Source organism: Polynucleobacter sp. Fuers-14, assembly GCF_018882045.1.
Taxonomy (GTDB): domain Bacteria; phylum Pseudomonadota; class Gammaproteobacteria; order Burkholderiales; family Burkholderiaceae; genus Polynucleobacter.
In genome coordinates, this window is sequence record NZ_JACVPG010000005.1 from 261,167 (window position 1) to 275,999 (window position 14,833).

General features: G+C 45.7%; 13 protein-coding genes. 2 read left to right on the plus strand and 11 right to left on the minus strand.

All coding sequences use genetic code 11. The features are described 5' to 3' along the window. Positions 1 to 77 precede the first annotated feature (77 nt). The 9 genes from ICN40_RS04230 to ICN40_RS04270 form a co-directional block, all read right to left on the minus strand. Positions 78 to 485: a Zn-ribbon domain-containing OB-fold protein gene (locus ICN40_RS04230; protein ID WP_216242357.1), complete on the minus strand. Its 408-nt coding sequence runs from the start codon at positions 483 to 485 to the stop codon at positions 78 to 80. Beyond that, complete coding sequence (locus ICN40_RS04235; RefSeq protein WP_216242358.1) at positions 485 to 1,654, minus strand: thiolase domain-containing protein; 1,170 nt, start codon at positions 1,652 to 1,654, stop codon at positions 485 to 487. The genes ICN40_RS04230 and ICN40_RS04235 overlap by 1 nt, the downstream gene beginning before the upstream one ends. A gap of 24 nt (positions 1,655 to 1,678) precedes the next feature. Further along, positions 1,679 to 2,662 carry a tripartite tricarboxylate transporter substrate binding protein gene (locus ICN40_RS04240; RefSeq protein WP_216242359.1) on the minus strand — a complete coding sequence of 328 codons (984 nt, stop codon included), beginning with the start codon at positions 2,660 to 2,662 and terminating at the stop codon, positions 1,679 to 1,681. Then, positions 2,659 to 3,321 carry a 3-oxoacid CoA-transferase subunit B gene (locus ICN40_RS04245; RefSeq protein ID WP_216242360.1) on the minus strand — a complete coding sequence of 221 codons (663 nt, stop codon included), beginning with the start codon at positions 3,319 to 3,321 and terminating at the stop codon, positions 2,659 to 2,661. The genes ICN40_RS04240 and ICN40_RS04245 overlap by 4 nt, the downstream gene beginning before the upstream one ends. Next, positions 3,318 to 3,989 carry a 3-oxoacid CoA-transferase subunit A gene (locus ICN40_RS04250; protein ID WP_216242361.1) on the minus strand — a complete coding sequence of 224 codons (672 nt, stop codon included), beginning with the start codon at positions 3,987 to 3,989 and terminating at the stop codon, positions 3,318 to 3,320. Before ICN40_RS04250 ends, ICN40_RS04245 begins: the two co-directional genes overlap by 4 nt. Before the next feature lie 62 nt (positions 3,990 to 4,051). Next, positions 4,052 to 4,492: an HIT family protein gene (locus ICN40_RS04255; RefSeq protein WP_216242362.1), complete on the minus strand. Its 441-nt coding sequence runs from the start codon at positions 4,490 to 4,492 to the stop codon at positions 4,052 to 4,054. A gap of 103 nt (positions 4,493 to 4,595) precedes the next feature. Next, positions 4,596 to 5,894, minus strand: coding sequence for an isocitrate lyase (gene aceA, locus ICN40_RS04260; protein WP_072583092.1), 1,299 nt, complete (start codon positions 5,892 to 5,894; stop codon positions 4,596 to 4,598). A 293-nt stretch (positions 5,895 to 6,187) separates the two neighbouring features. Then, a complete protein-coding gene (locus ICN40_RS04265) occupies positions 6,188 to 7,051 on the minus strand; it encodes an amidohydrolase (RefSeq protein WP_255561153.1) in 864 nt (287 codons plus the stop codon). Positions 7,052 to 7,066: 15 nt separating this feature from the next. After that, positions 7,067 to 8,329, minus strand: coding sequence for an MFS transporter (locus tag ICN40_RS04270; protein ID WP_216242363.1), 1,263 nt, complete (start codon positions 8,327 to 8,329; stop codon positions 7,067 to 7,069). Positions 8,330 to 8,436: 107 nt separating this feature from the next. Between ICN40_RS04270 and ICN40_RS04275 the strand changes: the two genes are divergently transcribed. Together ICN40_RS04275 and ICN40_RS04280 are read left to right on the plus strand one after the other, a co-directional pair. Beyond that, positions 8,437 to 10,179: a 5-oxoprolinase/urea amidolyase family protein gene (locus tag ICN40_RS04275; protein WP_216242364.1), complete on the plus strand. Its 1,743-nt coding sequence runs from the start codon at positions 8,437 to 8,439 to the stop codon at positions 10,177 to 10,179. Next, positions 10,179 to 10,898 carry a 5-oxoprolinase subunit PxpA gene (locus ICN40_RS04280; protein ID WP_216242366.1) on the plus strand — a complete coding sequence of 240 codons (720 nt, stop codon included), beginning with the start codon at positions 10,179 to 10,181 and terminating at the stop codon, positions 10,896 to 10,898. Before ICN40_RS04275 ends, ICN40_RS04280 begins: the two co-directional genes overlap by 1 nt. Here the strand turns inward: ICN40_RS04280 and ICN40_RS04285 are convergent. After that, positions 10,895 to 12,127 carry an MFS transporter gene (locus ICN40_RS04285; RefSeq protein WP_216242367.1) on the minus strand — a complete coding sequence of 411 codons (1,233 nt, stop codon included), beginning with the start codon at positions 12,125 to 12,127 and terminating at the stop codon, positions 10,895 to 10,897. The two genes, ICN40_RS04280 and ICN40_RS04285, sit on opposite strands and share 4 nt — an antisense overlap. A gap of 62 nt (positions 12,128 to 12,189) precedes the next feature. After that, positions 12,190 to 14,793, minus strand: a complete 2,604-nt coding sequence (gene clpB, locus ICN40_RS04290) for an ATP-dependent chaperone ClpB (protein ID WP_216242369.1) — start codon at positions 14,791 to 14,793, stop codon at positions 12,190 to 12,192. Positions 14,794 to 14,833: the final 40 nt, after the last annotated feature.

The window sequence follows — 14,833 nt, forward strand, 5'->3', positions numbered from 1 at the left end:
TTAGCTTCCCTAGCCTACTAAGTCGACTCAGGTTAACCAATAAAGTGGCCACACTTGTAGCCAAGACTTTCTTGAAGTTAAATCAAGGGCTCAAATAGATGTGTCTTCTGACCGTCCTGAGTTTCTTGGAATACCACCCGAATCTTTTGTCCAATCCGAATAGCATCAAAATCACAATTGCTTAAGTGCGTCAGCAAAGAGATGCCTTCTTTTAGAAGAACATAAGCCATTACAAAAGGAACCTCTACTCCACGCCTCATGACCGTGTATGAATAGATTTCACCAACACCCTCAGAATCAAGCCATGTAGTGTCATTACCACCACAGTGAGGGCAAATTGTTCGGGGGTAGTAGTGCACTTCCTTGCAGGAGTTGCACACTTTTAACACCAGCCTACCATCTTGGGCTGCCTGCCAAAAAACCTGATTTTCTGGATTAATAATTGGACTAGGCAGACGATGAACCGCTTGATTTCCTTCTAACATTACAACCTCCCCATAATAAGAGTTGCGGCACCATGGCGTGTCCCTAGGGCGCCGCCAATACCGGATGCCAAAGCAAATTCAAGATTGGGCACCTGCACCGCGGGATGAGCCTCGCCTCGGAGCTGTCTCACTGCCTCGATAACCTTGGTCATACCGCCACGATTTGCGGGGTGGTTATTGCAAAGGCCGCCGCCATCGGTATTAAAAGCCAGCTTCCCCCTCCCGGAAATCAACTGCCCATCCTCAACAAACCGACCGCCCTCGCCTTTTTTACAAAACCCCAGATCCTCAAGTTGAATCAGAACGGTAATAGTGAAGCTATCGTAAATAGATGCATATCGAATCTGCTCGGGCGTTAACTTCGCCTCTTCAAACGCGCGCGGGGCAGCCCATGCTAAACCGGAATAGGTTAAATCAACCTTACCGCCCATCTGGCCTTTGGTGGACTCGCCAGCACCCATCATCGTAATCACGGGCTTCGTCAATGTCTTAGCAATATCTGGATGTACCACTACTAGAGCGCCGCCACTATCGGTGACCACACAACAATCTGCACGGTGTAATGGGTCTGCAATCATTGGAGAATTCAAAACATCTTCGACAGTTAAAACATCTTTTAATAACGCATTGGGATTGTGCTGTGCATGATGCGAGGCAGCCACTTTAATCCAGGCCAGCTGCTCACTAGTAGTTCCGAATTCATACATATGGCGCATGGCACACATGGCATAAGTATTTAATGGTGCAGGGGAATACGGTTTTTCAAAAGCAAAATCTGGAGCGCTGGCATATTGACTGCGCACTTGGGTGCCACTAGAACCCTCTGACTTTGGGCGGCCGGCTAAAGTAATTAAGGCTACACGACATTGCCCAGTGCTGATAGCGCGAGCCGCATGATTTACATGGGTTAAATAAGACGATCCGCCAGTATCAGTTGAGTCTAAGTAACTTAAGTTCTTTAAACCTAAGTAATCAGCCATTGAAACAGGCCCCATTCCTGGAGCATCACCCGCACAAAAATAGCCATCAACATCATTTATTGTCAAACCAGCGTCTTGCAAGGCGCCATGGGCAACTTCAGCATGCAATTGAGCAACCGTATGGTTAGGTGCAACCCGAAGGGGGTGCTCATAGATTCCAGCGATACAGGCATTTTTAGAAAAAGACATAGATCTTCCTAGGGGATAAATAGACTACTCAATGGTAATTTTGGATTGCAGAATTAATTTTTGCCAACGTTCAATTTCGCTTTTAATCAATCCAGAAAATTGTTCTGGCGTTCCCGGCATTGGGTCAGCGCCCTGTGCAATTAATTTATCTTTAAATTTTGGATCCGCCAAAATACTTTGCAATTCTTTGTTCAATCGATTGCGGATATCGATTGGTAAATTTGCCGGGGCTAGCAATCCATACCATGTGGCCATTTCATAACCAGGCAAACCGGATTCAGCAATCGTTGGGACGCCTGGGGCTGCAGCAGATCGCTTCGCAGTGGTGATACCTAAAGCGCGTAGATTTCCGGCCTTTACCTGCGGTACAGCACTCGGCAAATTTGGAAAGCTCATATCAACCTGCCCCGAAATAACATCAGGCATTGCACTACCAGTCCCCTTATAAGGTACGTGAATCATTTCAATCTTTGCCATCTTTTCAAATAGCTCAGCCGAAAGATGCACAGAGGTGCCACTACCGCTAGAAGCAAAGGTTAGCTTGCCAGGATTAGCCTTAGCAGCACTAATCACGTCAGCTACAGATTTATAAGGCGAATTCATCGGCACAACTAGCATATTGGGGGCAGAAAATACTCCGCCAATTGCCGTGAAATCTTTAACTGGATCATATGGCAATTTTTTGTATAGAGATGCATTGACCGCATGCCCAATAGATGGAAAATAAATTGTGTATCCATCGGGGGCAGCGCGTGCAACTATTTCTGCGGCAATATTTCCATTTGCCCCAGCTTTATTCTCAACAATCACAGGTTGTCCAAGTCGAGTGGAAAGCCCATCCGCTAAAGCGCGACCAACAGTATCAGCAGAACCACCGGGAGAAAAACCAACAACCAGGTGAATCGGCTTACTGGGATATGCCCCCTCTTGATTCGCCGCATGGAGAGTAGAAATACTCCCACCCAATAGTAGTGACTGCAAAATCAGAGAAATAAATATTCGGCTCATTGCCTTGCATTCATCAGTGGGACCCCGCTGATTTCTTGCAACTCTTCAAAACTCAATTCATCCACCCAATCTACTACACGCAATCCGCTTGGCGTCACTTCGATGGTTGCTAAATCGGTATAGATGCAATCAACTGCAGCAAGGGCGGTTAGCGGATATGTGCATTCCTGAACCAACTTGGAATGGCCTGATTTAGTCAGGTGCTCCATCATCACAAACAACTTCTTGGCACCTAAAGCCAAATCCATAGCACCGCCCACTGCTGGTATAGCCATTGGGTCGCCAGTTCGCCAGTTAGCAACATCACCCTTTACAGAAACCTGAAAAGCCCCCAAGACACAAATATCAATATGCCCACCACGAATCATTACGAATGAGTCGGCGTGGTGACAAATCGACGCACCAGGGAGCATGGTTACCGGCTGCTTACCTGCATTCACCAATTCCTCATCAATGTCATCGCCAGTAGCCAAGGGCCCCATCCCAAGCAAACCATTCTCGCTATGCAACAAGATCTCTCGATCCTCTGGCAAGTAATTAGAGATGGTCATTGGCTGGCCAATGCCTAAATTCACGCTAGCGCCATCGGGAATATTCTGAACAATCCGCTTAGCAATATCTGCTGTTGAACGTTTTTTGATTTTAGAAAGATCAATCATGATGACACCTCTACTTTCACAACACGCTTCACAAAAATTCCAGGCGTCACAATATTTTCTGGATCAAGATTTCCAAGCTCAATCACTTGATTCACCTGAGCAATCGTGCAGAGTGCCGCTGTAGCCATAATTGGACCGAAATTTCTACCGGTGGCATGGTAAGTGAGATTACCCCAGCGATCCCCCTTATCAGCCTTAATTAATGCGTAATCTGCCTTAATAGCCTTCTCAAAAATATGATTAACGCCATCTATTTCACGAATATCTTTATCCTTGGCCAGCTCAGTACCAAAACCAGTAGGCGTATAAAAACCACCAATACCAGCACCACCAGCACGAATCCGTTCGGCTAAAGTTCCTTGTGGAACAAGCTCTAATTCAATCTTGCCAGCACGATAGAGATCATCAAATGCACCAGACTCTGGCTGACGAGGGAAAGAACACACCATTTTTCTGACGCGCCCAGCTCCTATCAATTTAGAAATTCCCACTCCTGAGTTACCCGCGTTATTACTAACTATGGTCAAGTCTTTAGCGCCCTGTTCATGGAGCGCATCCAATAAAAAAATGGGAAGGCCGGCACCGCCAAATCCAGAAACGAGGATAGTCGAGCCATCAGCGATATCTCGTAAAGCCTCAGCTACGCTAGGCATTATTTTTTGAATCACAAAAGTCTCCGTCTATTTTTATTATAAGTACTGCTATTTGGCTTTTGAGCCAACCTACTACTTTAATATAATCCTGAAATTGCCACCCGAATTGCCGCCGGCAATTCAAGCACTCTTTGCCTTCTCGCAGCCAACATTGCATTTGATGTTTGCTGCGTTTTTACTGACCATATTGACCCAGGAAAGAATGCGTCATCCTTAAATCTAGGAATGACATGCCAATGAAGATGGGGAACCATATTGCCTAAGGCGGCGATATTGATCTTATCTGGATGCATGACGTGGCGTATCGCCTCTTCAACAGCAAATACCAAGGTCATAATGTGCTCACGCTCTCCGTAGCTCAGATCAGTCATCTCGGCTACATGGCGATTCCAGATCACCCTGCAGAATCCAGGTAGATCGGGATCGTTTACGAGCATAACCCAACAGTCATCGCCGCGCCAAATGAGTTGACCATCTTCAGGCTTGAGTTTGTCTTTACAAAGTACGCAATTAGTCATTTGAAGAATGTAAACGAAAACGGCGCCTAAGTCACCCTTGTGGGGTCATTTAGGCGCCGCTGCAGTATGGTACTACTGCTTACAACGCACTACTTAGGGATTCTTAATGGAACTGCTCTTCTTCAGTAGAACCAGTCAATGCTGTTACAGAAGACTTGCCACCTTGAATAACGGTAGTTACGTCGTCGAAGTAACCAGTACCAACTTCTTGCTGATGTGAAACGAATGTGTATCCACGGTCACGAGCAGCAAATTCTGGCTCTTGTACTTTCTCGATGTATGCAGTCATACCGCGCTGCATGTAGTCTTGAGCCAAGTCGAACATGTTGTACCACATAGAGTGGATACCAGCCAATGTGATGAACTGGTACTTGTAACCCATTGCGCCTAATTCACGTTGGAATTTAGCAATGGTTGCGTCGTCCAAGTTTTTCTTCCAGTTGAAAGATGGTGAGCAGTTATAAGCCAACATCTTGCCTGGGAACTTCGCACGAATGGCTTCAGCAAACTGACGAGCAAATTCCAGGTCAGGTGTACCAGTTTCACACCAAACCATATCAGCGTATGCAGCGTAAGCCAAACCACGTGAGATCGCTTGATCCAAGCCCTTACGTGTTTTGTAGAAGCCTTCTGGAGTGCGCTCGCCTGTCAAGAATGGCTTGTCATTTGCATCGTAGTCAGATGTCAACAAGTCGGCAGCTTCAGCATCAGTACGGGCCAAGATAATAGTAGAAACACCCATCACGTCAGCAGCTAAACGTGCAGAAATCAACTTCTGGACCGACTCGGCAGTAGGCAGCAATACTTTGCCACCCAAGTGACCGCACTTCTTAACAGAAGACAATTGATCTTCAAAGTGAACACCAGCAGCGCCCTGCTTGATCAAAGCCTTGCTTAATTCAAATGCATTCAACACACCGCCGAAACCAGCTTCAGCATCAGCAACGATTGGAGCGAAATACTCGATGTAACCTGCATCGCCTTTGTTGATGCCTTTAGCCGTTTGAATTTCATCAGCACGTTGGAATGAGTTATTAATACGCTCAACCATCTTAGGAACTGAATCTACTGGATATAAAGATTGGTCAGGGTACATTGCTGCGTAAGAGTTACCGTCGGCAGCAACTTGCCAGCCTGACAAGTAAATAGCTTGTACACCAGCTTTAACTTGTTGCATTGCTTGACCACCAGTCAAAGCACCTAAACAGTTAACGTAAGCTTCGTTATTTACCAATTCCCAGAGACGCTCAGCACCATGCTTGGCTAAGGTGTGCTCAATCTTCAATGAACCACGAAGACGCACTACGTCCTCAGCCGTGTAACCACGAGTGATACCTTTCCAGCGTGGATTGGTATCCCAGTCTTTTTGTAATGCTGCGATTTCTGCTTTGCGATCTGCCATGTTTTTCTCCCTAAGTTAAACAAGTACTTCAAAATTTGAGGACTCTTAAGACTGAGTTTAGTCTTATGTCTTATATAAGAGTTTAGACAGTTCAAAAAAGCAAGCAAGCGAAATTTAAGAATTTAATAAAAATATTTAGTTATTTAAATTCAATAACTTATATATTTATTTTTACAATGTGGAATAATCATCCACCTATCGAAATCAAAACCATCCAAGGATGTTGTGCTGTATTTTACGCAGCGTAATGAGATTTCATATGATGAAATACAACAAAGTTCATCAGTCGGATTTTAAAAACCGTATAGACGCTGAGGGTTATCACACAGGATTTTCTTGCGAATGGGCTCTGTTGGGGCATAGAGCGCAAAACAATCTAGCAGGTGTGCAATGCTAGGCATTGGCCCATAAGTAGCTACATGAGGCCAATCCGATCCCCAAACGCAACGATTAGGCGCAGCCTCAATCAATGCCTCTGCAAACGGAACTACATCATCGTAGCTTGGGTGTTTTTCACTCAAGCGATATGCGCCAGAGACTTTTACCCAGGCGCGCTCGCGCACCAATTCCACCAATGCCATAAACCCAGGAGAATGAACGCCGACTGAAGTTTTCAGGAAACCCATGTGATCAATGACTAAAGTAGATTTCATCTTTTGCATGCGCGGCATCAGAGCGGGCAAATCATTTGCATCCAATAAGAACTGAATATGCCACCCCCAATCTTGAGCAAGCGCATCGCATTCCTCGAGATTTGATAAATCTAAACCACCTCCAGCAAACATGACATTGACTCGAATTCCTACTACACCCCTATCTTTCATATTTTGATAGTAAGCATCGGGCTGCCCAAGCAATGGGACCGCTACTCCCCGCAACCGCTTGGGGTGTTGGTCTAACACCCTTAGCATGGGCTCATTGTCTTGCCCATTGACGCTGACCTGAATCAAAACACCATAGGTCATACCCACCTCATCGAGCATTTCTATATATTGCTCACCCGTTGCTTCTGGCGCAGTGTAAGAGCGGCCAGGAACGAGACTGGCAGCGCTTATCACATGGGCGTGTGTATCGACCGCACCTTTAGGCATCACAAAAGGAAAAGGACCGCCTTGATGTTCGGGCGGCCCTGGGCAAAACGAAATATCTTTTTCCAACGTTAGGATCTTTATTTAGTTTGCTTGTAACTCGCGACCACGTGTTTCCGGAAGCACAATAGCAGCGATCAAGAAAACTCCGTAAGCAATGACAGCAAAAATAGCAATTGCCATTGCCAATCCATATTGCGCTGAAAAATATCCTACTAAGGCTGGAAATAAAGCGCCAATTCCGCGACCAAAGTTATAGCAAAAGCCTTGTCCGGATCCACGTAAGCGAGTTGGAAATAGCTCTGTCAAGAAAGCGCCCATACCGGAAAAATATCCACTAGCAAAGAATCCCAATGGGAAGCCGAGCCACATCATCATTTCATTGGTAATTTCTAGCTGGGTATAAGCCAAAACCAAAACAATCGCACCAATTGAAAAGGTGATGAATAATTTCCGACGGCCAAATCGGTCAGCCATCCACGCGCCAACCAAGTAGCCTATAAAACTACCCGCAATAAGAAATGCTAAATAACCAGTAGAGCCAACTACCGTCAATTTACGCTCCGTCTTGAGGAATGTAGGAACCCAAGTGGTAATTGCATAGTAACCACCTTGTGCACCCATCGTGAGTAATGAAGCCCAAATCGTAGTCTTCAATAAACCAGGTTTAAAGATTTCTAGAATGGAGGGTGATTGACCTGCTGCTACTACTTTTTCACGAGCAAGCTTAGCAATTGTTGGTTCTTCGACATGGCGACGAATGTATAACAAAAGAACAGCAGGGAAGAAGCCAACTACGAACATTGCACGCCAAGCCATATCAGGCGGCAACAAGCTAAACATAATGGCTTGCAAGAGGACTGCAGCGCCCCAACCAATCGCCCAGGCAGATTGGACGGTACCCACTGCGCGACCACGATATTCAGCACGAATTGTTTCACCCATCAATACTGCTCCAGCAGCCCACTCACCCCCAAAACCAAAACCCAAGAGTGCGCGAGCAATCATGAGTTGATTAAAGTCTTGAGTAAATGCACAAATCAAACTGAAGGTAGAAAACCAAAGAATCGTGAACTGAAGAGTGCGAACGCGACCGATTCGATCAGCCAAATAACCCGCAAACCATCCACCAAAAGCAGAGGCTAAAAGAGTTCCCGTTACTGCAAGACCGGCCATACCACGATCAACCTGCCATACTGCAATAATGGTTCCAATTACTAAGGGGTAAATCATGAAGTCCATGCCGTCTAATGCCCAGCCTAAGAAGCAACCCCAAAAGGTTTTCTTCTCCTTGGGATTCATGACTTTGTAAAAACCAGTCAGACTGGTATCCGGTTGCTGACTCATTTTGTCTCCTTTATTTTTTAGGCTTTAAATTAATGAATGAGTACCATCTTTATAACTCAATTATTCATCCTGTAGAGCAAACTAGAGAAAACCCTTAATACTCCATCATGATGCATTGCACACTAATTGGCGACCACAGCATATCGATTGATTTCTCAAAATCAAAGCAAGCCTTAAGAGATGTTCACGAGCTTAGCAAATTGCTCTTAGCCAAAAAACCCATATGGGCTGCTGAAATCGTGCCTGGACTGGATTCATTGGTTATCCAGTTGCAGAGTGGCATTGAGGAAGCAAGCTTCACGCGCCAGCAAGCTTTCGCAGATCTCGAAAAAATCGGTAAGCAACAAGTGAAACAAAAGAAGCGTTCAACTTATCCGGCTAAGATTCACCGCATTCAAGTTTGCTATCACCCAGATGTTGCATTAGATCTACATGACATCGCTAAGGCCTGCAAACTATCCATTGAAGAGACCATCCGTCTTCATAAGAATAATCTTTATACGGCAGATATTCTGGGCTTTATGCCTGGGTTTGCCTACTTCAGCGGCCTTAACCCTAAGTTGCTCCTACCTCGCCTACCTTCTCCCCGGTCAATAGTGCCTAAAGGTAGCGTGGCAATTGCAGAGTTACAAACTGCAATTTATCCACGAACTACACCTGGAGGATGGAATCTGATTGGTAGATCTCCTAATCAAATGTTTGATATTCAAAATCATCCGCCAGGATTATTCATGGCGGGCGACCAAATGCAAATTGAAGAAATTACATTAGATGAGTTTCAAAAATTAGATCATAAAAATACACATCAAGAAATTATCCGCACGCCAGATAAAAACAATGCTCAAGGGTCTATTGAAGTTTTGCAGTCGGGAACTTTTACGAGTATTCAGGATGAGCCCAGATTAGGATTTTCACACTGGGCAGTGGGCCCTGGAGGTGCATGCGATTTATCCTCACTGCATCTTGCCAATGCTTTAGTGGGCAATCCAATAGGAACGACTGCTATAGAAATGACGTCTAGCGGTCCAACTCTTCTATTTCATCAAGCAACTTGTATCGCCTGGGTTGGGGCAGATTGCGATGGCATTGTGAATGGGCAACGCATCCCCGGAAATCGACCCGTTTGGTTAGCAAAGGGAAGTGCGCTTAAATTCTTGCCGTTCAATTCCGGATTCCGAGCGCTATTAGCGATCGGTGGTGGACTGCAGCTACCAGAGATTTTAGGTCGCTCAGGATCACACATTAGCGCAGATATTGGACCAAAGCGTATTGAAAAGGGCCAAGTCTTATCACTCACAAATCCTCATGCGCCACTCAAATCCACCTTCTTGAAGTCCCTATTTAAAGAGGATCATTTGCCATGCCATACAAAATGGCATGTGAGATCACCTTTTGCGCCTCTAACAGCAGTTACCCCAGTCTACTGTTTAGCAGGCCCACATTTATCCTTCCTCTCAATCAAAGAGCGGGAATTATTTTGGTCCACCATTTGGACGGTGAGCAATCAAAGCAATCGTATGGGTCTGCGTCTTCAAGGTGAGTTCAAGGTAAAAAAGGACTTGCCCAACATCCCATCGCAAGCAATTACGTTTGGAACCTTACAACTCCCCCCATCACATGAACCTATTGTGATGCTTGCAGAGCACCAAACTACCGGCGGATATCCGCGCTTAGCTGAAATTATTCGCTCCGATATGGTGAAGCTAGCGCAAGTTAGGCCGGGCGAAAAAATACAATTTATTCCCGTTGATATTCAGGAGGCAGATCTTTTGAATACGAAAGCGTTAAAGTTACAACAATCAACCATTAACTCGATTCAAACAATGATTCAAACCAGTGGAAATACATAATGGACATTAATAGCGATATGGGCGAGGGCTTTGGCGCCTGGGAAATGGGTAACGATGCCTTATTACTTAACTACATTACATCCACCAATATTGCCTGTGGATGGCATGCTGGCGATCCAGCCCGCATGACGAAATTGGTTGAAATGGCAACTCAGAAAAGCGTGCTTATTGGGGCGCACCCCGGCCTTCCAGATCTTGAGGGATTTGGAAGACGAGAGATGGCTATATCTGAGCAAGATGCTTATAACTACGTTCTCTACCAGGCTGGTGCCTTAAGAGCTTTTGTTAAGGCCGCCGGAAATACATTGCATCATGTCAAACCCCATGGCGCCCTATACAACCAAGCAGCCAAAGACATGAAACTTGCTAGAGGAATAGCGCGGGCAGTAAAAGATTTAGGCCCGGAAGTCATTTTGTATGGTTTAGCAGGAAGCTGCATGATCGATGCTGCAAAAGAATTGAATGTACCGGTATGGCAAGAGGTATTCGCAGATCGCAAATATACTAAAGAAGGTTTTCTGGTTCCGCGAAGTCAGGAAGGTGCTGTCATTGAGAATGAATCCGAAGCGCTCAATCAAGCGATCGATATGTCAAGGAATGGGAAAGTAACTGCAATTGATGGCAGTGAAATCAAAATCCAGGCCGATACCCTGTGTATTCATGGCGACAATCAGCATGCAGTTGAATTTGCGAAAAAGATTAAGGCCGCATTAATTTAGACGGCTTGCCGGCTTTTAGATTTCACCTGAAAAACGGTTGGAATAATCATGAGCTGGAATACAACGATTCCAAGGAACAAGGCTTTGGGCAAACCAGCATCCATAAAGAAACCAAAAATAAATGGGCCAACTGCCGCCCCTAAATCAATCCCTGAATAAACGATTCCATAAACACGTCCAGCTACAACTTGTGGGGTTGCCTTTTTCACCAAAAGGTCTCGCGAAGGTGCTACCACTCCATATCCGAATCCCAGAGCAAAGAAAATGATGGGAATGAGATCAATTGAAATGAATCCCGTAGATAGCAGCAAACACATTACTACCGTAATAGATAGACATGTGGAGACGATTCTTTCTGGCGCCTGCAACTTAGCTGCTAAATAGCCTCCAAATAAAACACCTGCAGCGCTGCCTAACGCCAAAAGCGTAATGTAGTAACTACCCACATTTATAGGAACCTCGTAAATACTAAAGAGCGCACTTGGCGCAAAAGATTGCAAGCTCGATGTGGAGGCCATGCTAAAGAAAAAGAAAACCCAACATAGCCAAACGGCTGGCAATCGCAAGAATGCAAATGGACTCTCCTGAGTAGCACCAGGATTAGCCGCCCGGGTACTTGCATGCGTGTTCTCGTGACGCTCTTTGACATTGTCCAAGAGATAATTTTTATTTACCCAAAGAATCGCCAAGACACAAGCCTCTAGCAGGGCTGCCGACAAGAATGCAATACGCCAATCAGAAAATTGAGCAATCGCCACCATGAAGGCTGGCGCAGCAGCCCAACCTAGATATCCGGTGACACCATGCATCGAATAGGCGTATGGCAGATTGGGTGGCGATACCTTGTGATTGATGAGTGTGTAATCAACGGGGTGAAAAATACCATTTCCACAACCGGCAATGACCGCGCCCAATAAGAGCATGGCATAACCTTTGCTTTGCGAATACACTAGTGCTGCAAGTATAAGCAGGCCAATACCGCCAAATAAAACTGGCCTAGCTCCAATACGGTCCACTAAAAAACCAGATGTGGCCTGAGCAATACAAGACACGACAAAGAAGACTGACATGAGTAAGCCGAGTTCGGCATAACTCAATGCAAAAGCGTCCCTCAGCCATGGAAACATGGGAGGAAGCACTAAATGAAAGAAATGAGAGCTGCCGTGAGCTAGGCTAATGAGACTAATAACCCGGACATCACTGGCACGCCTACTAAGCGCAACAGTCATGTGCCGAGTTTACTAGGGCAGGAATATTCCTGCTGAACTACGTATTTGCTACTTAGGACTACTCAATGAACCTGACGGCTAAAGCTAAACTCACCTGATTTATCTACATCCACAGGTACCACATCCATGGGCCCGAATTTACCTTCCAAAATCATCTTGGAGACTGGGTTCTCAATATACTGCTGAATCGCCCGCTTCAGAGGCCTTGCTCCAAAGACTGGATCAAAACCCACCTCAGCAATCTTATTCAAGGCGGCATCACTGACCTCAAGCTGCATATCCACTTTTGCCAAACGATCTGACAAGTTCTTCAGCAAGATCTTCGCAATATTGGCGATATTGCCTTTATCCAAACCATGGAACACTACGATTTCGTCAATACGGTTTAAGAACTCAGGACGGAAATGATTCTTCAGCTCTTCAAATACCGCTTCTTTAATTTCCGCCTGCTTCTTATCAGCCATCGACTGAATCAAATGTGATCCAATATTACTAGTCATTACGATGACAGTGTTTTTAAAGTCCACAGTACGGCCTTGACCATCGGTGAGGCGACCATCATCTAAAACTTGCAAGAGTACGTTAAATACATCTGGGTGTGCTTTTTCAATTTCATCAAACAAGATCACGCTATATGGATGACGGCGAACTTGCTCGGTTAAATAACCACCCTCTTCGTAACCAACGTAGCCCGGAGGCGCGCCAATTAAACGAGCCACGCTATGCTTCTCCATAAACTCACTCATATCAATACGAATGAGGTGATCTTCGCTATCAAACAAGAAGCCCGCCAGGGCTTTACAGAGCTCAGTCTTACCAACACCGGTAGGCCCAAGGAATAAGAAGGATCCATAAGGACGATTCTCTTCAGCCAAACCAGCGCGGGAACGACGAATAGCATCTGATACTGCGCGAATAGCCTCTTCTTGACCAACCACGCGCTTATGCAATAGCTCTTCCATCTTGAGCAACTTATCGCGTTCGCCTTGCATCATCTTCGACACTGGAATACCTGTTGCACGAGAAACTACTTCCGCAATTTCTTCTGCGCCAACTTGAGTGCGAAGTAACTTGTTTTTCAACACGCCATCTTTGTCGCCCTTGGCTTCCGCTGCAGCAGCAGACTTCAACTTAGCTTCTAGCTCAGGCAACTTCCCATATTGCAACTCCGCAACCTTTTCTAGCTTGCCATCGCGTTGTAACTTTGCAATATCTACCCTTACTTTTTCAATTTCCTCTTTCAGCTGAGCTGCGCCTAACACAGCGCCCTTCTCTGCTTTCCAAACCTCTTCTAAATCAGCATATTCAGCACCCAGACGTTTAATTTCATCCTCAATGAGACCTAGGCGTTTTTGCGAAGCATCGTCCTTCTCCTTCTTAACCGCTTCGCGCTCTATCTTTAATTGAATGAGACGACGCTCCAGCCTATCCATCACTTCAGGCTTAGAATCAATCTCCATCCGAATACGCGAACCCGCTTCGTCAATCAGGTCGATCGCCTTATCTGGCAAAAAACGATCCGTAATGTAGCGATGCGATAACTCAGCAGCCGCAACAATCGCTGGATCAGTAATTTCGATGCCATGATGTAGTTCATAGCGCTCTTTAAGGCCTCGCAAGATGGCAATAGTTGCCTCGACGGTAGGCTCCTCCACCATCACTTTTTGGAAACGACGCTCGAGGGCAGGATCTTTTTCAATGTACTTACGGTATTCATCTAAGGTAGTTGCACCGATGCAATGCAATTCACCACGAGCTAAAGCAGGCTTGAGCATATTTCCAGCATCCATTGCACCATCACCCTTACCAGCGCCTACCATCGTATGAATTTCATCAATAAAGATGATTGTTTGACCTTCATCTTTAGCGACATCACTGAGAACTGCTTTCAAGCGCTCTTCGAACTCACCGCGGTACTTAGCGCCAGCTAGAAGTAAGGCCATATCCAAGACTAGGACACGCTTATTTTTCAGAGTCTCAGGCACTTCACCATTAACGATGCGCTGCGCTAAGCCCTCAACGATGGCAGTCTTGCCCACACCAGGTTCACCGATGAGTACAGGGTTATTCTTACCGCGACGTTGCAAGATCTGAATGGTGCGACGAATCTCATCGTCACGCCCAATGACTGGATCAAGCTTGCCCATACGAGCGCGCTCAGTTAAATCCACTGTGTATTTCTTTAAGGCTTCACGTTGGCCTTCAGCATCTGCACTATTCACTGATTCTCCTCCGCGCACTAAATCAATAGCCGCTTCTAACGATTTGCGATTTAATCCATTTTCACGAGCCACTTTACCGAGCTCGCCCTTGTCATCAGCCACCACAAGCAAAAACAATTCGCCTGCAATAAATTGATCATTGCGTTTATTGGCTTCTTTTTCACATAGGTTGAGCCAATTACTTAAATCACGGCCCACCTGCACTTCTCCACTAGTTCCTTGCACTTCGGGGAGATTGCTGATGATTTTCTCTACGCCTTTTTCAAGGCTAGGGACATTGACTCCTGCTCGAGTCAATAAACTCTTGGCGCCACCATCGGAATCACGCAACATGGCCAGCAACAAGTGGGCAGGCTCAATATATTGGTTATCTTTGGCTAAAGCGATACTTTGGGCCTCACTTAAGGCCTCTTGAAATTTGGTTGTTAATTTATCTATTCTCATTTTTGAGCTCCGTCTATCTATCTATAGAATATAAGGGCAA

What these genes read in the sequence shown, in the direction of transcription:
- clpB (WP_216242369.1), bottom strand. Translation starts at nt 14,793, where the DNA reads ATGAGAATAGATAAATTAACAACCAAATTTCAAGAGGCCTTAAGTGAG.
- ICN40_RS04230 (WP_216242357.1), bottom strand. Translation starts at nt 485, where the DNA reads ATGTTAGAAGGAAATCAAGCGGTTCATCGTCTGCCTAGTCCAATTATT.
- ICN40_RS04240 (WP_216242359.1), bottom strand. Translation starts at nt 2,662, where the DNA reads ATGAGCCGAATATTTATTTCTCTGATTTTGCAGTCACTACTATTGGGT.
- ICN40_RS04280 (WP_216242366.1), top strand. Translation starts at nt 10,179, where the DNA reads ATGGACATTAATAGCGATATGGGCGAGGGCTTTGGCGCCTGGGAAATG.
- aceA (WP_072583092.1), bottom strand. Translation starts at nt 5,894, where the DNA reads ATGGCAGATCGCAAAGCAGAAATCGCAGCATTACAAAAAGACTGGGAT.
- ICN40_RS04245 (WP_216242360.1), bottom strand. Translation starts at nt 3,321, where the DNA reads ATGATTGATCTTTCTAAAATCAAAAAACGTTCAACAGCAGATATTGCT.
- ICN40_RS04285 (WP_216242367.1), bottom strand. Translation starts at nt 12,127, where the DNA reads ATGACTGTTGCGCTTAGTAGGCGTGCCAGTGATGTCCGGGTTATTAGT.
- ICN40_RS04235 (WP_216242358.1), bottom strand. Translation starts at nt 1,654, where the DNA reads ATGTCTTTTTCTAAAAATGCCTGTATCGCTGGAATCTATGAGCACCCC.
- ICN40_RS04275 (WP_216242364.1), top strand. Translation starts at nt 8,437, where the DNA reads ATGATGCATTGCACACTAATTGGCGACCACAGCATATCGATTGATTTC.
- ICN40_RS04255 (WP_216242362.1), bottom strand. Translation starts at nt 4,492, where the DNA reads ATGACTAATTGCGTACTTTGTAAAGACAAACTCAAGCCTGAAGATGGT.
- ICN40_RS04270 (WP_216242363.1), bottom strand. Translation starts at nt 8,329, where the DNA reads ATGAGTCAGCAACCGGATACCAGTCTGACTGGTTTTTACAAAGTCATG.